The sequence below is a fragment of the Streptomyces sp. NBC_01476 genome (assembly GCF_036227265.1).
Lineage (GTDB): Bacteria > Actinomycetota > Actinomycetes > Streptomycetales > Streptomycetaceae > Actinacidiphila.
In genome coordinates, this window is sequence record NZ_CP109446.1 from 2,258,590 (window position 1) to 2,279,903 (window position 21,314).

At 73.7% G+C, this 21,314-nt stretch carries 21 protein-coding genes, 1 other RNA gene and 1 pseudogene; 13 read left to right on the forward strand and 10 right to left on the reverse strand.

What is annotated here, in order from left to right; genetic code table 11:
* Positions 1 to 460: 460 nt before the first annotated feature.
* An RNA gene (gene rnpB / locus OG552_RS09850) (RNase P RNA component class A) lies at positions 461 to 862 on the reverse strand.
* Positions 863 to 1,081: 219 nt separating this feature from the next.
* Here rnpB and yaaA point away from each other — a divergent pair.
* A complete protein-coding gene (yaaA, locus tag OG552_RS09855; RefSeq protein ID WP_329131324.1) occupies positions 1,082 to 1,864 on the forward strand; it encodes a peroxide stress protein YaaA in 783 nt (260 codons plus the stop codon).
* 121 nt (positions 1,865 to 1,985) lie between these two features.
* Positions 1,986 to 2,609 (forward strand): bifunctional 4-hydroxy-2-oxoglutarate aldolase/2-dehydro-3-deoxy-phosphogluconate aldolase, encoded by a 624-nt coding sequence (eda, locus tag OG552_RS09860; RefSeq protein WP_329131326.1) that lies wholly within the window; start codon positions 1,986 to 1,988, stop codon positions 2,607 to 2,609.
* A 21-nt stretch (positions 2,610 to 2,630) separates the two neighbouring features.
* Here the strand turns inward: eda and OG552_RS09865 are convergent.
* The 3 genes and pseudogenes from OG552_RS09865 to OG552_RS09875 form a co-directional block, all read right to left on the reverse strand.
* Positions 2,631 to 3,281, reverse strand: a pseudogene (locus OG552_RS09865) (histidine phosphatase family protein); the annotation flags it as partial.
* Between the two features lie 3 nt (positions 3,282 to 3,284).
* Entirely contained in the window at positions 3,285 to 4,028 is a 744-nt protein-coding gene (locus OG552_RS09870) for a zinc ribbon domain-containing protein (protein ID WP_329140710.1), read from the reverse strand.
* Entirely contained in the window at positions 4,025 to 4,918 is an 894-nt protein-coding gene (locus OG552_RS09875) for a Nif3-like dinuclear metal center hexameric protein (RefSeq protein WP_329131328.1), read from the reverse strand. Before OG552_RS09875 ends, OG552_RS09870 begins: the two co-directional genes overlap by 4 nt.
* A 189-nt stretch (positions 4,919 to 5,107) precedes the next feature.
* Between OG552_RS09875 and OG552_RS09880 the strand changes: the two genes are divergently transcribed.
* Together OG552_RS09880 and OG552_RS09885 are read left to right on the forward strand one after the other, a co-directional pair.
* The gene (locus tag OG552_RS09880; RefSeq protein ID WP_329131330.1) at positions 5,108 to 6,760 is read left to right on the forward strand and encodes a hypothetical protein; all 1,653 of its coding nucleotides are present in this window, start codon (positions 5,108 to 5,110) and stop codon (positions 6,758 to 6,760) included.
* A gap of 347 nt (positions 6,761 to 7,107) precedes the next feature.
* On the forward strand, positions 7,108 to 7,239 hold the full coding sequence (locus tag OG552_RS09885; protein ID WP_329131332.1) for a hypothetical protein: 132 nt from the start codon (positions 7,108 to 7,110) through the stop codon (positions 7,237 to 7,239).
* A 154-nt stretch (positions 7,240 to 7,393) separates the two neighbouring features.
* On the opposite strand, the gene OG552_RS09890 is transcribed toward OG552_RS09885, so the two are convergent.
* Positions 7,394 to 8,632, reverse strand: a complete 1,239-nt coding sequence (locus OG552_RS09890) for an NAD(P)/FAD-dependent oxidoreductase (protein ID WP_329131334.1) — start codon at positions 8,630 to 8,632, stop codon at positions 7,394 to 7,396.
* 391 nt (positions 8,633 to 9,023) lie between these two features.
* On the opposite strand from OG552_RS09890, the gene OG552_RS09895 reads away from it, so the two are divergent.
* The 3 genes from OG552_RS09895 to OG552_RS09905 all read left to right on the forward strand — a co-directional run bounded on the left by OG552_RS09895 (position 9,024) and on the right by OG552_RS09905 (position 12,056).
* Entirely contained in the window at positions 9,024 to 9,959 is a 936-nt protein-coding gene (locus OG552_RS09895) for an ABC transporter ATP-binding protein (protein WP_329131336.1), read from the forward strand.
* A 68-nt stretch (positions 9,960 to 10,027) separates the two neighbouring features.
* Positions 10,028 to 10,759 carry an ABC transporter permease gene (locus tag OG552_RS09900; RefSeq protein WP_329140712.1) on the forward strand — a complete coding sequence of 244 codons (732 nt, stop codon included), beginning with the start codon at positions 10,028 to 10,030 and terminating at the stop codon, positions 10,757 to 10,759.
* A gap of 49 nt (positions 10,760 to 10,808) precedes the next feature.
* Positions 10,809 to 12,056: a sensor histidine kinase gene (locus OG552_RS09905; protein WP_329131338.1), complete on the forward strand. Its 1,248-nt coding sequence runs from the start codon at positions 10,809 to 10,811 to the stop codon at positions 12,054 to 12,056.
* Positions 12,057 to 12,108: 52 nt separating this feature from the next.
* Here the strand turns inward: OG552_RS09905 and OG552_RS09910 are convergent, their stop codons facing one another.
* On the reverse strand, positions 12,109 to 12,324 hold the full coding sequence (locus OG552_RS09910; RefSeq protein ID WP_329131340.1) for a hypothetical protein: 216 nt from the start codon (positions 12,322 to 12,324) through the stop codon (positions 12,109 to 12,111).
* Between OG552_RS09910 and OG552_RS09915 the strand changes: the two genes are divergently transcribed.
* Both OG552_RS09915 and OG552_RS09920 read left to right on the forward strand, forming a co-directional pair.
* A complete protein-coding gene (locus OG552_RS09915; RefSeq protein WP_329131342.1) occupies positions 12,308 to 12,613 on the forward strand; it encodes a hypothetical protein in 306 nt (101 codons plus the stop codon). The two genes, OG552_RS09910 and OG552_RS09915, sit on opposite strands and share 17 nt — an antisense overlap.
* A complete protein-coding gene (locus tag OG552_RS09920; RefSeq protein WP_329131344.1) occupies positions 12,606 to 13,244 on the forward strand; it encodes a response regulator transcription factor in 639 nt (212 codons plus the stop codon). The genes OG552_RS09915 and OG552_RS09920 overlap by 8 nt, the downstream gene beginning before the upstream one ends.
* 36 nt (positions 13,245 to 13,280) lie before the next feature.
* On the opposite strand, the gene OG552_RS09925 is transcribed toward OG552_RS09920, so the two are convergent.
* Positions 13,281 to 14,729, reverse strand: a complete 1,449-nt coding sequence (locus tag OG552_RS09925) for an MFS transporter (RefSeq protein WP_329131346.1) — start codon at positions 14,727 to 14,729, stop codon at positions 13,281 to 13,283.
* A 122-nt stretch (positions 14,730 to 14,851) separates the two neighbouring features.
* Here OG552_RS09925 and OG552_RS09930 point away from each other — a divergent pair, with 122 nt between their 5' ends.
* The 4 genes from OG552_RS09930 (at position 14,852) to OG552_RS09945 (ending at position 17,935) form a co-directional block, all read left to right on the forward strand.
* Positions 14,852 to 15,490 carry a class I SAM-dependent methyltransferase gene (locus OG552_RS09930; protein WP_329131348.1) on the forward strand — a complete coding sequence of 213 codons (639 nt, stop codon included), beginning with the start codon at positions 14,852 to 14,854 and terminating at the stop codon, positions 15,488 to 15,490.
* A 62-nt stretch (positions 15,491 to 15,552) separates the two neighbouring features.
* Positions 15,553 to 16,500: an N-acetylmuramoyl-L-alanine amidase gene (locus OG552_RS09935; RefSeq protein ID WP_329131350.1), complete on the forward strand. Its 948-nt coding sequence runs from the start codon at positions 15,553 to 15,555 to the stop codon at positions 16,498 to 16,500.
* A gap of 140 nt (positions 16,501 to 16,640) precedes the next feature.
* Positions 16,641 to 17,492, forward strand: coding sequence for a hypothetical protein (locus OG552_RS09940; RefSeq protein ID WP_329131352.1), 852 nt, complete (start codon positions 16,641 to 16,643; stop codon positions 17,490 to 17,492).
* A gap of 155 nt (positions 17,493 to 17,647) precedes the next feature.
* The gene (locus OG552_RS09945) at positions 17,648 to 17,935 is read left to right on the forward strand and encodes a hypothetical protein (protein ID WP_329131354.1); all 288 of its coding nucleotides are present in this window, start codon (positions 17,648 to 17,650) and stop codon (positions 17,933 to 17,935) included.
* Positions 17,936 to 17,961: 26 nt separating this feature from the next.
* Here OG552_RS09945 and OG552_RS09950 read toward each other — a convergent pair whose 3' ends face one another.
* Genes OG552_RS09950 through OG552_RS09960 form a run of 3 tightly spaced genes read right to left on the reverse strand, consistent with a single transcriptional unit; the run spans position 17,962 to position 21,223 of the window.
* Positions 17,962 to 19,065 (reverse strand): prenyltransferase, encoded by a 1,104-nt coding sequence (locus OG552_RS09950; RefSeq protein ID WP_443070903.1) that lies wholly within the window; start codon positions 19,063 to 19,065, stop codon positions 17,962 to 17,964.
* Complete coding sequence (locus OG552_RS09955) at positions 19,062 to 19,796, reverse strand: class I SAM-dependent methyltransferase (RefSeq protein ID WP_329131355.1); 735 nt, start codon at positions 19,794 to 19,796, stop codon at positions 19,062 to 19,064. The genes OG552_RS09950 and OG552_RS09955 overlap by 4 nt, the downstream gene beginning before the upstream one ends.
* A complete protein-coding gene (locus tag OG552_RS09960) occupies positions 19,796 to 21,223 on the reverse strand; it encodes a glycosyltransferase family 4 protein (RefSeq protein ID WP_329131359.1) in 1,428 nt (475 codons plus the stop codon). The genes OG552_RS09955 and OG552_RS09960 overlap by 1 nt, the downstream gene beginning before the upstream one ends.
* Positions 21,224 to 21,314: the final 91 nt, after the last annotated feature.

Sequence of the window (21,314 nt, forward strand, 5' to 3'; positions counted from 1 at the left end):
GTGGGCGCGCGCGGCGCCGGCCGTGCCAAGCGGGGCGGAGACACGAGCGACGGCGCGGCCGGGAGCCGGACGCGCACCCGGCGGAGCAGCAGCGGCGCCGGGCCCTCGAGGAAGTGGAGACAGGCTTCGACACCGCTCGGCGTCGGGCTGAGTCAGGTGCGGGCCGCGCGGAGCTTGGGGGTGGGCTCCGAGGCGATGCGGGGCTCGGTCGGCGCTCGTCCGGAGGGCTTCCAGGATGAGGGGCTGGTTCTTCGTGCCGTGAGTAACGCGCGCGGTCTCTTGGAGCGGTGTGGCGGTTCCTCTGGCCTCTCGGCGCCTGGGACTTTTCAGGGACTTTCAGCGCTGTCCGAGGGACTTCCAAGGGACTTTTCGCCGCCTAAGACGGCAAGCGGCTGAAAGATCAGAAAGGGCCTCCGACGCAGGTCAGAGGCCCTTTCTGAGGCAAAGCCGCAGGGAGCGGCAGACGAGTCGGGCTGTACGCCGGGTTCTGTGCCCCGGGACCTCGCGGTCGTCGGGGCGACGGCCATCCATCTAGGGCTGCCGTTGCCGACAGCCTCGTGCGGTCTACCCGCGGACTCGGGCGGGCAGCCCTCAAGCGTCCGCGCGGGGTCGTATTCCTACGGCCCCTCTTGACCTTGCTCCAGGTGGGGTTTACCGAGCTGCCCAGGTCACCCTGGGCACTGGTGGTCTCTTACACCACCGTTTCACCCTTACCGGCGGCCGAGGCCGCCGGCGGTCTGTTTTCTGTGGCACTGTCCCGCGGGTCACCCCGGGTGGGCGTTACCCACCACCATGCCCTGTGGAGCCCGGACGTTCCTCGGCAGGACCCAGAAGGTCCCGACGCGGCCGTCCGCCCGGCTCGTCTGCCGTGCCGCCCATCTTAGACGGCCGTCTCGGGCGGGCGCGAACAGCGGCCTCCCCGGAGACTCCTCGTCGCAGCCTACGGTCCGCCCCGGGGGCACCGACCCGCGGCCGGAGGCGCGTACGGCCTGGCCGCGGCGGGCCGTAGGCTGCGACGGGGCCGTCGAAGGTCCGCCGCGGGTCGGGGGCCGCCGCGGCAGTGAGCTGTGAGGGAGATGCCGTGCTCGTCCTGTTGCCGCCGTCCGAGGGCAAAGCTACCGCGGTACGGGGCCGCCCCGTCGCGCTGGACACCTTGTCGCTGCCCGGGCTGAACGACGCCCGGTCGGCCGTACTGGACGAGCTGGTGGAGTTGTGCCGCGCCGACGAGGAGAAGGCCGCGGCGGTGCTGGGGCTCAGTGCGGGCCTGCGGGGCGAGGTCGCCAAGAACGCCGGACTGCGGGAAGCGGCCACACTGCCCGCGGGCGAGCTGTACACGGGGGTGCTCTACGACGCCCTTGGGCTCTCCACCCTGGACGCGGCGGCCCGGCGGCGGGCACGGCAGTCGGTGCTGGTCTTCTCCGGGCTGTGGGGAGCGGTGCGGCTCACCGACCGCATTCCGGCGTACCGCTGCTCGATGGCGGTACGCATGCCGGGGCTCGGCGGGCTCGCCGCGTACTGGAAGCCGCACATGGAACGGGTGCTGCCGGAGGTGGCGGACGGCGGGCTCGTCCTCGACCTGCGCTCGTCGGCGTACGGCGCGGCCTGGAAGCCGCGCGGGGAGGTCGCCGGGCGTACGGCCACGGTCCGGGTGCTCCAGGTCACGGTGGTGGAGGGCGTGGAGCGGCGCGCCGTGGTGAGCCACTTCAACAAGGCGACGAAGGGGCGGCTGGTACGGGCGCTGCTCACCTCGGGAGCCCGGCCCCGGTCGACCGTCGCCCTGGCCGAAGTGCTCCGCGACCTCGGCTTCACCGTGGAAGAGGCCCCCGGCGGACGGCTCGACGTCCTGGTCCAGGACATCCACTAGCCCGCCGAGCGCCCGACGCGGCACCCGGTCGGCGGCCCCGGCACCCACCCGCCTCCCCGCCCCCGTTGCACAGAGTGCAACGGGCGTTGCACCGCCTGGCCGCCCCCGTCAGGATGAGGCCATGACCTCCGTGCTCGACCTCGCCCCCGTGATCCCCGTCGTCGTGCTGGAGAACGCGGGCGACGCCGTGCCGCTCGCGCGGGCGCTGGTGGCCGGGGGGCTGCCGGCGGTCGAGATCACGCTGCGGACGCCGGCCGCGGTGGACGGGATACGGGCGATCGCCCGGGAGGTGCCCGACGCGGTGGTGGGCGCCGGGACCGTCCTCACCCCGGAGCAGGCGGACGCCGCACGTGCCGCGGGCGCGGGGTTTCTGATCAGCCCGGGGTGGACCGCTCGGCTGCTCGACGCGATGCGGGCCTCGGGCCTGCCGTTCCTGCCCGGGGTGTCCACCGCCTCCGAAGCGCTCGGGCTGCTCGAACTCGGCGTCACCGACATGAAGTTCTTCCCCGCCGAGGCGGCCGGCGGCGTCAACTACCTGCGTTCACTGGCCTCCCCGCTCCCCCGGGCCAGGTTCTGCCCGACCGGCGGCATCGACGCGGCGAGGGCACCGGAGTACCTGGCCCTGCCCAACGTGCCCTGCGTCGGCGGCACCTGGATGATCCCGCAAGCCGCCCTGCGTGAGCGCGCCTGGGAGAAGATCACCGAACTCGCCCGGGGCGCCGCCGCGTTGGGCGGCGCCGGCTAGCCGGCGGACGGCCCCAGACGCTCAACCCCGCAGATGCCCCGTGTCGTTCCACGACCGCAGCGACGCGTTGCCGTCATCGAAGTAGGCGATCTCGCCGAGCGCAGCCGGGTCCAGGTGCATCCGGAAGAGCGCCGACTCGGGCGCGTCCAGCGCGAGCCTGGCCAGCGTCTTGATCGGTGTCACATGGCTGACCAGCAGCACCGTACGACCGGCGTACCGCGCCAGCAGGTCGTCCCGGGCCCGGGCCACCCGCACGCTCACCTCCGCGAAGCTCTCCCCGCCGGGCGGGGCGACCGCGGGCGAGGCGAGCCACGCGGTCATCTCGGCCGGGAAACCGGACCACACCTCGGCGAAGGTGAGCCCGTCCCACGTACCGAAGTCCGTCTCCCGCAGGTCCTCGGCCACGGTGACCTCCAGTCCGAGCGCCGCGGCAGCCGCGGCAGCCGTCTGACGGCAGCGGGCCAGCGGCGAGCTGACCACCGCCGTCACGTCCCCGCGGGCGGCGATGGCCGAGGCCGCGCGTCCGGCCTGCCACCGCCCGCGCTCGGCGAGCGAAGGATCCTCGCCCCCGCTGCCGGAGAACCGTTTCTCGGCGGTGAGCGCCGTCTCCCCGTGCCGCAGCAGCAGGAAGGTCGTCGCGGTGAAGGACGCGTCCGGCACCGGTGAACCCGGCCCCTACAGACCGGAGTCCGCGGTACGCACCAGGATGCGGCGGCAGTTCTCGCACCGCACCACCGTGTTCGCGGGCGCCGCCCTGACCTCGTTCAGCTCGGTGATGTTGAGTTCGAGCCGGCAGCCCTCACAGCGCTTCTGGTAGAGGCGGGCCGCTCCGATGCCGGCCTGCTGGCCGCGCAGCTTGTCGTAGAGCTTGAGCAGGTCGTCGGGGATGCCGGCGGCCAGCGTCTCGCGCTCCTTCGCCACGGTGAAGCCCTCGGCGTCGATGCCGGCCAGCGCCTCGGACTTGCGCTGCTCGGCCTCGACGACCTTCGCTTCGAGGGACGCGACCCGGCCGCCGAGTTCGGCCGCCCGCTCCTGGGCGTTCTCCCGGCGCTCCATGACCTCCAGTACGACGTCTTCGAGGTCGGACTGGCGCTTGGCGAGCGAGGCCAGTTCGCGCTGGAGGTTCTCCAGGTCCTTGGGCGAGGTGAGGATGCCGGAGTCCATCCGCTGCTGGTCGCGGACCGCGCGCTGCCGTACCAGGTCGACGTCCTGCTCGGCCTTGGTCTGCTCGCGGGCGGTGTCGCTGTCCTCGGTCCTCGCGGCGACCAGCAGGTCACGCAGCTGGCTGAGGTCGGCGGCGAGACGCTCCAGCTCGGTGTGCTCGGGAAGGTTCTTGCGCTTGTGGTCCAGCTGCGCGATACGCGAGTCGAGGGCCTGGACTTCGAGAAGGCGGATCTGGTCGGCGGGCTCGGCGTTCAGCGGGGGGCTCCTGAGCTGGAAGGGACGTGGGAAGAGGGCGAGTGCGCGGTCCACGGGTCGGTGACCGCGCCCGAGACGTAGGTGCGCAGCGACCAGCCGTGCCGGTCGGAGATCTCGTCGAGCTGGCCGGCCGCCTGCTCGCACCAGGGCCACTCGGTGGCCCAGTGGGCGGCGTCCACCAGGGCGGGCGCGCCGCTCTGCCGGGCTTCGGATGCCGGGTGGTGGCGCAGGTCGGCGGTGAGGAAGACATCGACGCCGGCCGCCCGCACCTCGGCGAAGAGGCTGTCGCCGGAACCGCCGCAGACCGCGACGGTGCGGACCGGGGTGTCGGGGTCGCCCGCGATCCGCAGTCCTGCGGCGGTACGGGGCAGCCCGCGGGCGGCCTGTTCGGCGAAGGCCGCCAGGGTGAGCGGGGCGAGCGGCTCGCAGATCCGGCCGAGACCGCGGCGGCCCTTGGGGTCGGCCGGGTCGGGTACCAGCGGCCCGGTGACCCGCAGGTCGACGGCGGCGGCGAGCGCGTCGGAGACACCGGGGTCGGCGCGGTCGGCGTTGGTGTGCGCGACGAGCAGGCCGATGCCGTTACGGATCAGGTCGTGGACGACGCGGCCCTTGAAGCCGGCCGGTCCTGTGGGCGCCACCGTGGTCGTACCGCGCAGATAGAGCGGGTGGTGGGTGACCAGCAGGTCGGCGCCGATGCGTACCGCCTCGTCGACCACTTCGCGCACCGGGTCGACGGCGAAGAGCACCCGGGTGACCGGGGCCGCCGGATCGCCGCAGACCAGGCCGACAGCGTCCCAGGACTCGGCCAGCTCGGGCGGCCAGAGGGCGTCCAGGGCGGCGGTGACGTCGGCGAGGGTGGGCGGGACGGACGCGGGAACGGGCACAGACACAAGGGGAAGGTTACCGGCCCGCCGGGCCTGCCGGGATGTGCGGTGGTACGGCAGGACGCCGGAGCACACCTGCCCCCCGAACGGGGCGGAATCGGGGGAAGCGACACCCTTATGTGTGAACCGCCCCCACTCGCGTTGATGGTCCGGAAGTCCGAAAACTACCGTCCTGGGACGGAGGTGGACTCTCATATGACCGTCAGTGCCATGGACATCCCGCCGGCCGCCCGCGTACTGCGCCGGTCGGGCTTCACGATCGCCGCGGACGGTTCCTACGCGGCCTGCCTCGCGGAAGCGGAGGCTCCCGCGGGGGCGGAAGCGGCTGCGGGGGCGGAAGCGGCCGCTCCCCGGGCGCTGGCCGGCCGGACTGCGGAACCCGCCGCCGCGCCTGCCGCCGGGCAGACCGCGGAGGGGGCCGGGGAGGGGGCCGCGGAGAGGGCCGCGGAAGCGGGCGGGCAAAGGAGCGGGCAGGGGGACGCGACCGCCGGATCCGGCCACTGGTTCGTCGAGCGGTGGACGCTGAGCGGCCCCGAGCCGTACGCCGTCCCGCTGCCGGGCGGGCAGCCGGAGGAGCCGGGCACCCAGGTGCTGCCGCTCGGCGACGGCCGGGTCCTGATCAGGCGCCGCGTGGCGGACCGGCACGACCTCGCGCTGCTCTACCCGACCGGGCCCGGCACCGGAGAGCTGCCGGTGTGCTCGCTGGGCGGCACCGAGGTGAAGCTGCTGCCGCCCGCACCACTGCCCGGGACCGCCTTCGCGCTCGCCTACGAGGACGGGGTCACGACGGTCTGGCAGGTGTACGGGCACGGTACGCCGGACGGCTCGCCGGTCGCGGTGATGTCGGTCGCGGGCCGCTGCACCGGCGGGGTCTGGCTGGACCGGACCGGCCGGCTACTGGCACTCGACCGGGAACTCGACGGCAGGACCAAGGCCATCGCCGCCGATCTGCACACGGCGGAGACCAGCCCGCTGCTCCAGCTCACCGAGGAGAGCGACGACCGGCTGCTGCTGGCCGCACCGGACAGCGGGCTGCTGCTCCTGCGCAGCGACGCCACCGGGGAGGCGCGGATCGGCTGGGGGGTGCTGGGGAGCAGGCACCCGGTGCGGTTCCCCGACGCGCTGCGGGTGCCGGGGGCGCTCTTCACGCCGGTGGTCGCGCAGCCCGGGCAGATCCTCTCCCCCGAGGCGACCGTGGTGGCGCTGCGGGCCGAGGTGCCCGGCGGTGCGGAGTCGCTGGCGCTGTGGCGGCCGGGCGAGCGGCAGGTGCACTGGCGGGCCACCCCGCGCGGCTGGCTCGGGCCGACCGCGCTCTGGCTGCCGGGCCACGAACTGCGCCTTCCGTACGCCATTCCGGACTGGCCGTGCGGCGTGATCGCCTACGACGCCCCGGACCCGGAGTCGTGGTACGAGGCCGAGGCGGCCGACGAGCAGAGCGTGCGGTCGGGGGTGTCGGGGTCGCCCGCGGAGCCGAACGTACGGCCGGGGGCCGCCGCGGAGTCTGCGGAAACGTCACAGCAGTCGCCCTCCGCCGGCCGGCCCGGCGGGGAGCCCACCGGTCGCCGCACCGCGGTGGCCGCAGGTCGCCGGCTCGTCGTGTCCACCGGTCGCCGGCCCGTCGTGCCGGTCGTGCCGGTCGTGCCGGTCGTGCCGGTCGGTGAGCCCGCCGCGCACCCGGTCCGGCGCCTGGTGCAGGGCCCGGCGGCGGCGCCCACCGCCGCACCGGTCACCGCCCCGCCGGTCACGGCTTCCTCTTCCGCACCGGTCACCACCTCCGCTCCGGCCCGCCGCAAGCTCGCCGTACTCCCGCTGCAGCAGGCTCCGTTGGCCGCGGCGCAGGCGGGGTGAGCGCCATGGGCGAGACAGCACGCATCACGCCGGGGCTCCAACTGCCCGCCGCCACACGGTCGTTCCGAGTGCTCCGGGCGGCCGGTACGCCGCCCGGCGGCGTCCGCGCGGAGCACTCCGGAGAGCTTCCGGAAACGCGTAGGACACGCCGGGTGGGGGTGTTGGTGGCGGCTCGGAGGGCATCAGTAGACTCACCGGAAGTCGTGCACGCGGGTACCCAACGTGACCGGCGCCAACTGGCGCATCCACCGGACGGGTTCACCCTTTTCGCGCGCTTCCGGCGCAAGCCGGCTCGTCGTTCACCGGGAACGGCGCCATTCTCACAGGGGATTACGGGGAGATCTCACATGTCCAACGCAACAACGCCCGACCGCTCGGCCGATGACACCGCGGGCCGTCATCGCGGGCCGGCTTCGGCCGACGAGGCCGACAAGGGCCAGCAGCCGCTCGGGAAGCACCGCCGTCCGTCCGAGGACTGACGCCGGGGCTCCGTAGCTCCGTCCGGCCGCCCGCCGTACCCTCCCCGGATGGGGGGAACGGCGGGCGGCCGTCGCGTTTCCACTCCAAGGCTGCCCGGCCGCCCGGCTGCCCCACTCAACTCCCGCTGCCCGTAGGGACGTCAGGCGTCAGACGTCAGACGTCCCGGCCGGAGCCGCGCAGATCGGCGAGGAGTTCGCGCGCGGCCCGCGCACCGGACGCCAGCGCGCCCTGCACGGAGCCGGTGGCCCGGTGGTCGCCGCACACGTAACGCCGGGGTGCGAAGCGCGTACCGCGGCTCAGCAGCAAGGGCGGCGGCATCGCGGGCAGCGCCTGCTCGACCCGGTACTCGCCGACGGGTTCCCAGCCGGAGGTGTCCGTGTCGTACAACTCGGCCAGCGTCCCGCGCAGTTGAGCCTCGTCGGGGACACCGGAGGTGCCGAGTACCGAGGTCGAGACCAGGGCCCGCCGGTCGGGGCTGTAGGTGGGGGCGGCCTGACTGAGCACGACGGTGTTCAGCACCCGCCGTCCGGTGTCGGTGAGCAGCGTGGGCTCGGCGAGCGGTGCGGTGGGGGCGGCGTGGTAGTACGTCGTGACCGAGCGGCTCGGTGGCACCGCGAGGCCGGGCAGCAGGTCCACCGCCGCCCCCGGCCCGGTCGCCACCACCACGGCCGCCGCGCCCTCCTCCCGGCCGTCGGAAAGCAGCACCCCCTCGTCGGTGAGCGCCTGTACCGGCGTCTCCAGCCGTACGGTGCCGGTCGGCAGGTCCGCGGCGAGCTGGGCGGGAACCGCGCCGATGCCGTAGGCGGGCAGGCAGAGGGTGCCGCGCAGCATGGAACGCCAGACGAGATGGAAGAAGCGGCTCGACGTCTCCAGTTCGTCCTCCAGGAAGACACCCGCGAGGAACGGCCGGAAGAGCGTCTCCACCAGGTCGGCGGAGATCCCGGCGTCGGCGAGCGCGGTGAGCGTGGTGTGGTCCGGCGCCCGTCTGATCAGCCGCGGCGGGGTGAGCAGGTCCCGCGCGCTCAGCAGGCCCAGCGCGGCCAGGTCGTGCGCCCCGGCCAGCCGGCCCGTCACCAGGTCGCCGCTCTCCCGGGGCCGCCGGGTCGGGTCCGTGAAGCGCAGCCGGCCGCGCGGGGTGTGCAGCAGGACGCCGGGGGTGAAGGGGCGCAGGCGCAGCTCCCGCAGCCGGACCCGCGCTTTGACCTGCGGGTAGGAGGTGTTGAACACCTGGAAGCCGCGGTCCAGCCGGAATCCGTCCGTTACGTCGGTCCGCATCCGGCCGCCCACGGCGTCGGACGCCTCCAGCAGGTGCACGTCGAGACCGGCGGCCGTCAGATCGCCGGCGCACGCCAGTCCGGCCAGGCCCGCTCCGATCACCACGACGTCCGCCATGGGTGCCACCGCCTTCCCGTCCCGTACTGCGTACCCCGGGCCGGTGGGGAGAAGGCCGGGTGGTCCTCCGGGTGGCGGCAGCGGCAGGCCCGTCCGGGGCACGGGCGGGGTGTTCAGGCGGGCAGGGTGTTCAGGCGGGTGCCGTGCCGGGGGCTGCTCGCTGGTGGACGGTCACCAGGAGGCCGCTGTCCGGCCCGTCCCCGGTGGTCGCCGACCCGTCCCCAGCTGGTCCCCGACGGGTGTGCCCGGCGTGTGTCCGGCGGGCGTGTCCGGCATGTGCCCGGCGGGTGCCCCGTGTTCGCCCGGCGGGCACGCCCGGGACATTTGTCCTGCCCGGGTGTGGACTTTCCCCTCTGCCGTAACACGGTGGCCCCTCCGTAGCGTCATGGATATGGGAGCCAATACGACGGCGGTGCGGTTCACGGGGGTCCATAAGAGCTTCGGCGCGGTGCATGCCGTCGCCGGTATCGATCTGGAGATCAGAAGGGGGGAGACGCTGGCCCTGCTCGGGCGGAACGGAGCGGGGAAGTCCACCACAATCGGGCTGTTGCTGGGGCTCGACCAGCCGGACGCGGGCCGGGTGGAGCTCTTCGGCGGGACGCCGGCCGAGGCGGTGCGGGCCGGGACGGTCGGGGCGATGCTGCAGGACGGTCAGCCGGTGCCGCGGGTGACGGTGCGGGAGCTGCTGGCCTTTGTGGCCTCGGCGTATCCGCGTCCGCTGCCGACCGGGGAGGTGCTGGCGCTGGCCGGGATCCCGGAGCTGGCCGAGCGGCGGATCGACAGGCTCTCCGGTGGCCAGACGCAGCCGTTGCGGTTCGCGCTGGCGGTGGCGGGCCGGCCGGAACTGCTGGTGCTCGACGAGCCGACGGCGGCGCTGGACGTGGCGGCGCGGCGGGGGTTCTGGCAGTCCATGCGGGGTTATGCCGCCCGCGGCAACACCGTGCTCTTCTCCACGCACCATCTGGAGGAGGCGGACGAGAACGCCGACCGGATTCTCGTCATCGACCGGGGCCGTACCGTCGCTGACGGCTCGGGCGAGCAGATCAAGCGGGCGGTCGGCGGCACCCTGGTCTCCTTCGACCTGGCCGGGTCCGGGAGCCAGGGGCTGCGCGGACTGCCCGGGGTGAGCGCGGTGGAGATCCGCGGCGACCGGGCGGTACTCAGGTCCGGTGCCCCGGACGCCACGGTGGTCGCGCTCGCCGCCGCGGGCCGGATCCGCCGGCTGGAGGTCGCGCCCGCCGGCCTGGAGGACGCCTTCCTCACCCTGACCGACCACGGCACCCTGACCGACCACGACGCCAACCATGGAAAGGAGCCGGTCCGATGACCGAGACCGCCATTGCCCCGTCCCTGCCCGCCGCGCCGGCGGCCGGCCGGGCGGCTCATCTCCGGCCGCTGCTGCACTACGTCCGGCTGGAGATCCGCCGCACGCTGCGCGACCCGGGGTACGTCATCATCGCGGTGGCCGTGCCGCTGGCCATGTATCTGCTCTTCAGCAACCTCGGCGCGAGCGACAACGCCCAGGACAAAGCCGACTACGCCCGCTACTCGATGATCGGCATGGCCGCGTACGGGGCGCTGGGGGCGGCTCTCGGGGTCGGGCCGGGTGTCGCGGAGGACAGGGGCCGTGGCTGGCTGCGGCAGTTGCGGGTCACCCCGATGAGCCCGTTGCAGGTGGTGACAGGCCGGGCGGTGACCGCCTCGGTGACCGTCCTGCCGGCGCTGATCTGCGTGCTGTCCGCGGGCGCGCTGGTCAACGGGGTGCGGCTGGCGGCGTGGCAGTGGGCGGCGGCCGGTCTGCTGCTCTGGGTGGGGACGGTGCCGTTCACCCTGCTCGGCCTCGGCAACGGGTACGGGCTGTCCGCGCAGACCACTGGCGTGGTGAGTATGGCCTCGCTGATGGGTCTGTCGGTGGTCGGGGGCCTGTGGATACCGGCCGAGGTGTTCCCCGGCTGGCTGGCCGCGGTCTCCCGCTGGACACCGACCCGGCGCTTCGGTGAGCTGGGCTGGAGCGTGCTGGACGGCCGGGCCCCGGGCGCGGGTACGGTGACCGTGCTCGCCGGGTGGCTTGTCCTCTTCGCCGGTTACGCTGTGTTCTCCTACCGGCGGGGGGCGCGGACCGCGTGATCACCGTGCGGGTGGGGAAGCGGAGTACCGGACGGGGACGGGGGTCGCCATGACGGTCGACGACGGAATCAGGCTCGGCATACCGGCGGGAACGGGCGCGGGCGCGGGAGCCGGCGAGGAGCGGTGCCGCCGCAGGTGGTGGCTGCGGGGCTCGAAGGACTTCGACGAGGAGATCGAGCAGCTCAAAGGCCCGGACGGCAACGCGCTGATCCCATGGATATTGATGGTCATCGGCCCGGCCGGCGACATCCTCAGTGGGAAGGTCGCGCTGCCGTGGCTCGCCGGCGCGGGGCTGGCCGTCTTCTGCGTGCTCTATGTCGCGACCGTACGGACCGCCTTCGCGGAGCGGTGGCGGTCCGGGCCGGTGCCGTTCCGGCTGCTGTGCGCGCTCGCCGCCGTCACCCTCGCGCTGGCGATCACCTGCGGCGACAACTTCCTCCTGCTGTTCGTGCTGGTGTCGCTGGGCGTCGGCAGTGTGGCGAAGAGCCGGCGGCACCTGGGGCTGATGCTGACGCCGCTGAGCGCGGCGGCCGGGATCACCGCCGGGCTGTGGCACATGGGGTTCTGGAGCACCGTGAGCCTGGCCTACGGCACGTTCCTCTCCGGGCTCGTGGTGTCGGTGATCATCACCCTCTTCCACGCGGTGGCGCAGCTCAAGGAGACCCGGCAGCAGCTGGCGCGGTCCGCTGTGGCGCAGGAGCGGATGCGGTTCTCCCGGGACCTGCACGATCTGCTCGGGCACACCCTGTCGGTCATCGTGGTGAAGTCCGAGGCGGCCCGCCGGATCGCGCCGCGGGATCTCGACGCGGCCCTGACCCAGGTCGCCGACATCGAGTCGGTGGGCCGCCAGGCGCTCACCGAGATCAGGGAGGCGGTCACCGGCTACCGCGAGGGGAGCCTGTCCACCGAGCTGGACCGGGCCCGTTCGGCGCTCACCGCCTCGGACGTGGACGTGGTGGTGCAGGAGTCAGGTCCGCCGCTGCCGCCGCAGACCGAGGCCCTGCTGGGCTGGGTGGTCCGGGAGGGGGTCACCAATGTCATCCGGCACTCCGGCGCGTCCGCGGCCCGCATCGAGCTGAGCACGGCCGGCGGCCGGGCCCGGCTGACCATCACCGACAACGGCTGCGGCCGGGCCGCCGCCCCGGCCACCGGGGTCACCCGGACCGGCACCGGGCTGCGCGGTCTCACCGAGCGCCTTGCCGCCGCCGGCGGCTCCCTGACCTCAGGACCCGCCGCGGGCGGCGGCTTCCGGGTCGCGGCGGTGCTGCCGGTCGAGGACGGCGGGACAGCGCCGTAACCGCTGCGCGCCCCTCCGCGCTGCCGCTCGCGGTGCCCGTGCGGGCCGCGGCTCAGTCGTCGGTGCGGCCGGCGTACCACCACACCGCGGCGGTCACCGCCGTCACCACGGCCACCCCGGCGGTCACCGCCACCGAGCCGGCCAGTGGACCGTCGGTCCGGCGGGAGCGGACCGCGCCGTTGCTCTGCCAGGAGAGCAGCGAGTGGTTGGACTGCCCGGACAGGACCGCGGAGAAGGACTGGAAGGAGGCCGTGGAGAAGGCCGACATGCTGGAGGCGAAGGACCCCGCCGAAGCGAAGGAGGCGCAGGATCCGATGGACAGCGCCGAGCCCGTCGAACCGATCGACAGGACCGACTCGGACGAGCAGATGGACAGCAGCGAATTACGGGACCGGATCGACCATCGCGAGGACATCCCGTCATTCTTCACGACGGCGGCCCGCGGCGCGCGGGATGACCGTATTCCGGGGAGCCCCGCACGGCCGGTGCCGCACCCCGCCGCGACCCGGACCGGACCGGCGGCCACCGGCCCTGTCTACGCTGGTGCCCATGACTGACGAGCCCCGTGCGGTGCCCCCGCGCACGACGAAGGTGCTGCTCGCCGAGGACCAGGGCATGATGCGCGGCGCGCTCGCGCTGCTGCTCGGCCTGGAGGACGACCTGGAGGTCGTGGCGCAGGTGGACGCCGGGGACCGGATCGTCGAGGCGGCGCTGGCCGCGCGGCCGGACGTCGCGCTGCTCGACATCGAACTGCCCGGCCGCAGCGGGCTGGACGCCGCCGCCGAGCTGCGCGACCGGCTGCCGGCCTGCAAGGTGGTGATCCTGACGACCTTCGGCCGGCCCGGTTATCTGCGGCGGGCCATGGAGGCCGGAGCGGCCGGCTTTCTGGTCAAGGACGGGCCGGTGGAGGAACTGGCGGGCACCATCCGGCGGGTGCTGCGCGGGGAGCGGGTGATCGACCCGGCGCTGGCCGCCGCCGCGCTGAGCGCGGGCCCGAGCCCGCTCACCCCGCGCGAGCAGGACGTCCTCAACGCGGCGGCGGACGGTGCGACGGTCGCCGACATCGCCGGCCGGGTGTTCCTCTCGGAGTCCACCGTCCGCAACTACCTCTCGGCCGCGATCGGGAAGACCGGCACCCGCAACCGGATGGAAGCGGTGCGGGCGGCCCGGCAGAACGGCTGGCTGTAGGGGGTCGGGGCCGGCGGGCGGTGGGCCGGGGCCGCGTCACACCGCCCGCGGCGCGGGCCTGGGCAGCAGCACGATCAGGCAGGTGCCGACCGCCAGGATCGCCGCGCCGGTGAGGAAGGCGGCCGAGTAGCCGGAGGACAGCGCCTGGGCCGCGTTCGCCCCGGCGCCGGTGCGGGCCGAGATCCGGCCGGCCGCGACCGTCGCCAGGATCGTCAGGCCCAGCGCGCCGCCGAGTTGCCGCGAGGTGTTCAGCAGGCCGGAGACGAGGCCCTGTTCGGACAGGCCGACGCCGGAGGTGGCCGCGGCGGCGATCGGTGTCATCAGCAGCCCCGCGCCGAACATGGTGAGGATGCCGGGGCCCAGGATCGTACCGGCGAAGGTGCCGTGCGCGGTCAGGGTGCTCTGCCAGGCGAGGCCGCCCGCGGACAGGAAGCCGCCGGCCGCGCCGATCAGCCGCGGGTCCAGCCGGGCCATCAGCCGTGGGGCGAGCTTGGAGCCGACGATGATGCTCACGGTGTGCGGCAGGAAGGACAGCCCCGCCTTGACCGGGCTGTAGTCGAGCACGTTCTGCATATAGAGGGAGAGGAAGTACCAGGTGGCGAAGGTCGCGGCGCCGCAGGCCAGCAGGACGGAGTTGGCGGCGGACACCGAGCGGACGGTGAACAGGCCCAGGGGCATGAGGGGTTGGGCGGTACGGGACTCGGCCCAGGTGAACACCGCGAGGATCAGCAGGCCGGCGAGGATCACGCCGAGCGACCGCGCCGCGGTCCAGCCGTGGGACTCGGTCTCCGCGATGCCGTAGGCGAGTGCGGCAACCCCGGCGGTGACCAGGAACGCACCGGGGACGTCGAGCCGGCGGCCGGCCGCCGCCCGGCTCTCGGTGAGGCACAGCGCGGCGCCCACCAGCACCAGCGCGCCCACGGGGACGTTGACCAGCAGCACCCACCGCCACGACAGGTAGTCGGTGAGCAGTCCGCCGACCAGACCGCCCGCGGCGCCGCCGCCGGCGCCCACCGCGCTCCAGGTGCCGATCGCCCGGGTCCGCTCGGAGCCCTCGGGGAAGGACGTGGTGAGGATGGAGAGCGTGGTCGGGGCGAGCACGGCCGAGCCGAGGCCCTGGACCGCGCGGGCGCCGATCAGCATCCACGCGTCCTGGGCGAGGCCGCCGGCCAGGCTGGCGAGGGTGAAGACCGCCAGGCCGGTGAGGAAGACCCGTTTGCGGCCGAAGAGGTCGGCGGCCCGCCCGCCGAGGAGCAGGAAGCCGGCGAAGGTGAGGGCGTAGGCGTTGACCACCCACTGCTGGCTGGTCTGGCCGAGGCCCAGGTCGGCGCGCATCGAGGGCAGCGCCACATTCACCACGGAGACGTCCAGCACGACGAGGAACTGTCCGGCGCAGACCGCGAGCAGCACCGCCCAGGCCGGCGGCGCCGTGAACGTGCGGCCACCGCGTCCGGTGGGCACCCGGTCTCCCAGAAGTTCCGTCATGGCCCCCATGCTGCCGCCCCCGCCCCTGGCCCGGCATCGGGATTTCGGCCTACGACCGGGGGCGGGGCCAGGACCGGGGGCCGCGCCGGAAGAGCGGCGGGCGGCTCCCTAGGGTGGTGGCCATGACCGATGTGCTCGCGGCGTTCGAGGCCGCCAAGGGTTTCATGCCGCTGGACGAGGGGCTCGCGCTGTACGCCGCCGCCCGACAGGCCGCGGCCGTCCTCGGGCTGCCGCTGCTGGAGGTGGGCACCTACTGCGGGCGTTCGACGCTGCTGCTGGCGGACGCCGCGGCGGGCGCGGGCACGGTCGCGGTCACCGTTGACCACCACCGGGGCAGCGAGGAGCAGCAGCCGGGCTGGGAGTACCACGACCCGACCCTGGTCGACCCGCAGACAGGACGGATCGACACCCTGCCGGTGTTCCGGCGGACGGTGTACGAGGCCGGTCTTGAGGAGCACGTGATCGCCGTCGTCGGCCGGTCACCACAGGTGGCGAAGGTGTGGCGGCAGCCGCTCGGGCTGGTCTTCATCGACGGCGGGCACACCGACGAGCACGCGTCCGGCGACTACCAGGGGTGGGCGCCGCTGGTCGCCGAGGGCGGGCTGCTGGTGATCCACGATGTGTTCCCCGACCCGGCCGACGGCGGCCAGGCCCCGTACCGGATCCATCAACGCGCCCTGTCCTCGGGGGTGTTCACCGAGGTGGCGGTGGAGGGTTCGCTGCGGGTGCTGCGCCGCTCAGCGGGTGAACTCGTGGTGTGAGGGCGGCCCGGCCGGTCGAGGGGCCCTGCGGGGCCGCGGGCCGGGCCGATAGAGTCACGGGCGTGTTCAGCAACGAGTCCCGCGGGGGCGACCGTCGCACTCCACCGCGCTTCGCGTCGGCCGCGGGGGCGGTGTGCCTGCTCATCGGCCTCGCGGCCTGCGGCTCCGGCACCGGATCGGCGCACACCGGGAGCGCAGGGGACCGGGTTTCCGCCACCGGGGACACCTCCGCGCCGGGGACGGTGGCGCCGGCCACCTCGACCCCGCCCGGCAGCCCGACCCCGCCCGGCAGCCCGACAGCTGAAACGCTTCCGCTCGCCGGCAAGGTGGTGGCCCTCGACCCCGGCCACAACCCGGCCAACTACCGGCACACCGCAGAGATCAACCGCCAGGTGAACGTCGGCAACGGCCACAAGGAGTGCGACACCACCGGCACCGAGACCAACGCCGGTTACGCGGAGGCGTCGTACACCCTGGACGTCTCCCGCCGGGTGCGGTCGCTGCTGATCGCGCGGGGCGCGAAGGTCGTGCTGACGCAGAACGGTGACCGGCCGTACGGGCCGTGCGTGGACGAACGGGCCAGGATCGGCAACGAGGCGCACGCGGACGCGGCCGTGTCGATCCACGCGGACGGCGCCCCCGCGGCGGACTACGGCTTCCATGTGATCGCGCCCCAGTCGCTGCACGAGGGCGGCGCCGACACCCGGGCCATCGCCGGGCCCTCGCTGCGGCTGGCGACCAGCTTGCGTGCGCACTTCGCCGCCGCGACGAAGGAACCGTTCGCCGACTACCTCGGCGGCGGCAAGGGCCTGATGGTCCGCGGTGACCTGGGCGGCCTCAACATGTCAACGGTGCCGAAGGTGTTCATCGAGTGCGGCAATATGCGCAATGCGCGCGACGCGAAGTCGTTGACGAATCCCGCCTGGCGGCAGGACGCCGCGCGCGGAATCGCCGACGGCCTCACCGCTTTTCTGGAGAGTTCGTCCGATTCGCCCGGCGGAAAGGGGTGACAGGGCGGTAGCAGTCCGGTATGGATCGTGCACCAATGCCCCTGCCCATCCCGCTGGTCATGATCACCCCCGTACGATGGGGCACCGCCCCGATCAGAGCAGAACCGAACAGACCGAACTGACAAAGGACAGGACCTGACGTGAACATCCGCTCCCTGACCCGAGGTGACGGCGCGGTGATCGGAGCAGCGGTGCTGCTCCTGATCGCTTCGTTCCTGCCGTTCTACAAAGCCAAGTCGGCATTCGGCGGCTCGGACTCGGTCAACACGTGGCACTCGGAGCTCTTCCCGATCCTGCCGTCCGTCACGCTCGCCGCCATCGCGGCGGCTGTCGCGCTGGTCCTGGCCAGGTCCGGCGGTCCGCTCGCCGGGCGCCAGTTGCTGGGGCTCTCCCTGGAGCAGTGGTCGCTCGCGCTGTCCGTCTTCGTCGGCTGGACCGCCGTGTGGGCCACCCTCTTCCGGAACTCCGACGCCTACGACAAGGGCATCGGCAACTGGCTGACGCTGCTCTTCGGCCTGGTCATCGGGGTCGCCGCCCCGCTCTCCAGCCGGCTGCCCCAGCTGAAGGCGCCGCTGCTCAACGCCCCGCGCCCGGCGCCCGCGCAGCCCTACGGTGTCGGTCCGGGCCAGCCCGGCGTCGGCCAGCCGTACGGCGCCAACCCGCCGCAGGCCGCCTACGGCTACCCGGGCGGCGCCCAGTCGGTGGACGCCTCCTACGGCCAGTCCGCCCAGCAGTCCGCGCCGTACGGCCAGGCCGCCGCGCAGCCGTCCGCCGCGGCCTCGGCGCCGTCCGCCGACTTCACCGCCTTCTGGTTCGCGGTGCCGGTGCCGCGCCCGCTGTACTCCGAGGACGGCGCGGGCGGCCAGATCGCCGAACTGGCCCCCGGTACCTGGTACCTGGCAGTGGACCAGCGCGGTCAGTCGCTGATCGCCCAGACGCAGGACGGGCGGCGCGGTGTGCTGCAGGACAGCAGCGGCATCCAGCGCGGCTGATCCCCGGTCCTCCCCGGTTCCGCGCGGCGGCCGGTCATCCCTCCATCGGGTGACCGGCCGCCGTGCTGTCCGGCCCCGTGCGGGTGTTCTCGCCGGATCTGCCGCCGGCCGGCCGGCGCGAGTTTCGTTCACCCTTTCGGGGCAATGCGAGGGTCATGGCCAGACGGTATGGCGGCAACCCCGCCGCGGTGATCATCCTTATCGCCGCAGACATCGCTGCACTGATCCTGATTCTGTGGATCTTCTTCTTCTGCTTCGACGCCAACCGAGCGAACGACTTGGTCGACTGGGTCCACCATTCGGCCAACTGGCTGGCAGGGTGGTCGAAGGACCTGTTCACGGTGGACAACCTGAAGTGGCGCACGGTGCTCAACTACGGCCTGCCGGCGGCCGTCTACCTGCTGGTGGCACACGCCATCGCGGGCCGGGTGAACCGGGCCTGACGGTCCGCCACCCGATGCCGGTCCGTTCAGCAGCAGCCGGGCGCCAGTCCGTCCGGCAGCCGTTCGCCCCCGAAAACGGCGGTGGTCGCCTCATCCCCCCCGAGCGCGGCCACCGCCAACAGCAGTGCCCCGGCCGTCCAGGTGGTGCGCTCGACCGGCCACACCTCGCGGTTCTCGAACTCGTAGCCGGTCCAGTACAGGCCGTCCTCGGCCCGTAGGTGCTGGATGTCGGTGAGGATCCGCACCGCCCGGTCGGACTCCCCCACCGCCCAGAGCGCCAGCGCCAGTTCCGCGCTCTCGCCGCCGGTGACCCACGGGTTGGGGATCACACAGCGCACCCCGAGCCCCGGCACGACGAAGCGTGCCCAGCCCTCCTCGATACGTTCCAGCGCGCGCGGTCCGCGCAGCGCGCCGGTCAGCACCGGGTAGTACCAGTCCATCGAGTACCGGCTCTTGTCGAGGAACCGCTCGGGGTGCCTGCGGATCGCGTGGCCGAGCGCGCCGGTCGCCAACTCCCAGTCGGGCTGCGGCTCCTCACGGTGCTCGGCGATGGCGAGCGCGCAGCGCAGTGCCTGGTGGACCGAGGAACTCCCGGTCAGCAGGGCGTCGGTGACCATCTCCCCGCCGGCTTCGCGCTTCCAGCCGATCTGCCCGCCGGGCTGCTGCAGCGCCAGGACGAACTCGACGGCCGCGTAGACCTGCGGCCAGATCCGGTCCAGGAAGGCGTCGTCACCGGTGGCCAGGTAGTGGTGCCAGACGCCGACCGCCACGTAGGCGCAGAAGTTGGACTCCCGGCCGCGGTCGGTGGGGCGCTCCGGGTCGCCGTCCTGGTATCCGGCGTACCAGGAACCGTCGCCGTTCTGGTGCCGGGCGAGCCACCGGTACGCCGCCTCGGCGCGTTCGTGCTCGCCCGCCGCGTCCAGCGCCATCGCCGCTTCCACATGGTCCCAGGGGTCCAGGTGGTGGCCGGGGAACCAGGGGATCGCGCCGTCCGGGCGCTGCGCCGCGGCGATGGCGGCGACCGTCTGCGCGGCCTGCTCCGCGGTGAGGACGCCGGGCAGCACCAGCTGTTCGACACTGCCCTGGTTCTGGTCCTGACCCTGGCCCTGCCCACTGCCGGACCAGGTCACTTGACCGCGCCCGCGGGCAGGTGCGGCTTGGTCGCGTACACCACGAAGCTCTTGCCGAGCACCGGGTTCAGCGCCTGCTCGGCGAGCCGGGTGGCCAATGGTTTCTTCATGATGTCCCAGACCAGGAGCTTGTGGTACAGCTTCACCGGCAGTGCCTGGTCGTTGTCCACGCCCATCGCGCACTTGAGCCACCAGTACGGCGCGTGCAGCCCGTGCGCGTGGTGCGTGCCGTACGGCTTCAGGCCCGCTTCCCGCATCCTGCCGAGGAGTTCGTCGGCCTTGTAGATCCGGATGTGGCCGCCCTCGACCTCGTGGTAGGCGTCGGAGAGCGCCCAGCACACCTTCTCCGGGCCGTACCGGGGCACGGTCACCGCGATCCGGCCGCCCGGCCGCAGGACCCGCACCATCTCGGCGAGCACGCCCTTGTCGTCCGGGATGTGCTCCATCACCTCGGAGATGATCACCACGTCGAAACTGTCGTCGGGGAACGGCAGTCGCAGCGCGTCGCCCTCCATCGCCACCGCCTCGGCGCCGGCCGGGGCCTCGCCCGCCTCGGCCATCGCGGCGAACCACTTGGCGACCTCGCGGATCTCCTCGCCGTCGCGGTCGAGGGCCACCACCCGGGCACCGCGCCGGTAGCACTCGAACGCGTGCCGCCCGGCCCCGCAGCCGAGGTCGAGCACGCGGTCGCCGGCGGCGAGCGGAAAACGGGTGAAGTCGACGGTCAGCATCAGCGATTGCTCCCCACGGGCGTTCCCGTTTCTGCGGTGGTGGTGCCGGCTCCGCGGCCGGCTGCGGCCGGGCCGGCGGCGCCGGCCACCGGTGCGGCAGGACGGGCCCGGCGGCCGCGGCCGGCCACCGGCGAGGACTGCTCGGCGATCGCGGCGCGGTACAGCTCCGCGGTGGACTGTGCGGCGCGGGTCCAGGTGAAGTGGGCCAGCACCCGGGCGCGGCCCGCCGCGCCCAGCCGGCGGCGCAACCGCGGGTCGGCGAGCAGCCGTTCCAGCGCGGCGCAGAGCGCGGCCGGATCGCCCGGCGGCACCGCGAGACAGGTCTCGCCGTCACGTCCGGCCACCTCGGGGATGGCCCCGCCGGTGGTGGCGACCAGCGGGGTGCCGGTGGCCATCGCCTCCGCGGCCGGGAGCGAGAAACCCTCGTAGAGGGAGGGGACGCAGGCCACCTGGGCGCTCCGGGTGAGGTCGACCAGTTCCGCGTCGCTGATGCCCTTGACGAACTCGACGGCGTCGCCGAGCCCGTACCGCTCGACCGCCTCGGCGACCGGTCCCTTCTCGGGGCGCTTGCCGACCACGATCAGGTGGGCGTCCGGCCGCCCGGCGCGCAGCTTCGCCAGCGCCTCGACGAGGAAGACCAGGCCCTTGAGCGGGACGTCCGCGCTGGAGGTGGTGACGATCCTGCCGGGCACCTCGGCCACCGCCGGGTCCGGCGAGAAGAGCCGGGTGTCGGCGCCGATGTGCACGGTGTGGATGCGGTCCGCCCGTACGCCCAGGTCGTCGGCGATCTCGGACTTCGAGGAGCCGGAGACGGTCAGCACCGACGGCAGCCGCCGTGCCACCCGCTTCTGCATGTGGGTGAAGCCGTACCAGCGCCGTACCGACAGCCGCCGCTTCCAGGTGCCGGCGGCGGCCAGGTCCAGCCGGCGGTCCACCGTGATCGGGTGGTGGATGGTGGTGACCAGCGGCAGGCCGAGGCCCAACAGGCCGTAGCCGAGGGTCTGGTTGTCGTGCACGACGTCGAAGTCGCCCCGGCGGGCGGCCAGATGACGGCGGGCACGCAGGCTGAAGGTGAGCGGCTCCGGGAAGCCGCCGGTCCACATGGTGGCGACCTCCAGCGCGTCGATCCAGTCGCGGTACTCGCCCCTGCGCGGGGTGCGGAAGGGGTCGGGCTGGCGGTACAGGTCGAGGCTCGGGAGTTCGGTGAGGGTGACGCCGTCGCCGACCGCGTCCAGGACGGGATACGGCTGGGCACCGATCACCTCGACCCGGTGGCCGAGCGCGGCCAGTTCGCGGGAGAGGTGGCGGACGTAGACGCCCTGGCCGCCGCAGTAGGGGTTGCCTTTGTAGCTGAGCAGGGCGATCCGCAGCGGCTCCGCAGAAGCGGTCCCCGCGGCGGGAGTCCTGGCGGCCCCTGATGAGGTCACTCGGACCCCCTTCTCGCTGCGATTGAACCGGCGCGCAACCGGTCGCGCTAATCTAGAACAAGTTTCAGACGTGATGGTACAGAAGGCGAAT

Coding starts and splice junctions, on each gene's coding strand:
- OG552_RS09920 (WP_329131344.1), top strand. CDS start 12,606: ATGACTGACGAGCCCCGTGCGGTGCCCCCGCGCACGACGAAGGTGCTG.
- OG552_RS09890 (WP_329131334.1), bottom strand. CDS start 8,632: ATGGCGGACGTCGTGGTGATCGGAGCGGGCCTGGCCGGACTGGCGTGC.
- OG552_RS09910 (WP_329131340.1), bottom strand. CDS start 12,324: ATGTCGGCCTTCTCCACGGCCTCCTTCCAGTCCTTCTCCGCGGTCCTG.
- OG552_RS09885 (WP_329131332.1), top strand. CDS start 7,108: ATGTCCAACGCAACAACGCCCGACCGCTCGGCCGATGACACCGCGGGC.
- OG552_RS09895 (WP_329131336.1), top strand. CDS start 9,024: ATGGGAGCCAATACGACGGCGGTGCGGTTCACGGGGGTCCATAAGAGC.
- eda (WP_329131326.1), top strand. CDS start 1,986: ATGACCTCCGTGCTCGACCTCGCCCCCGTGATCCCCGTCGTCGTGCTG.
- OG552_RS09905 (WP_329131338.1), top strand. CDS start 10,809: ATGACGGTCGACGACGGAATCAGGCTCGGCATACCGGCGGGAACGGGC.
- OG552_RS09955 (WP_329131355.1), bottom strand. CDS start 19,796: ATGCTGACCGTCGACTTCACCCGTTTTCCGCTCGCCGCCGGCGACCGC.
- OG552_RS09925 (WP_329131346.1), bottom strand. CDS start 14,729: ATGACGGAACTTCTGGGAGACCGGGTGCCCACCGGACGCGGTGGCCGC.
- OG552_RS09880 (WP_329131330.1), top strand. CDS start 5,108: ATGACCGTCAGTGCCATGGACATCCCGCCGGCCGCCCGCGTACTGCGC.
- OG552_RS09930 (WP_329131348.1), top strand. CDS start 14,852: ATGACCGATGTGCTCGCGGCGTTCGAGGCCGCCAAGGGTTTCATGCCG.
- OG552_RS09945 (WP_329131354.1), top strand. CDS start 17,648: ATGGCCAGACGGTATGGCGGCAACCCCGCCGCGGTGATCATCCTTATC.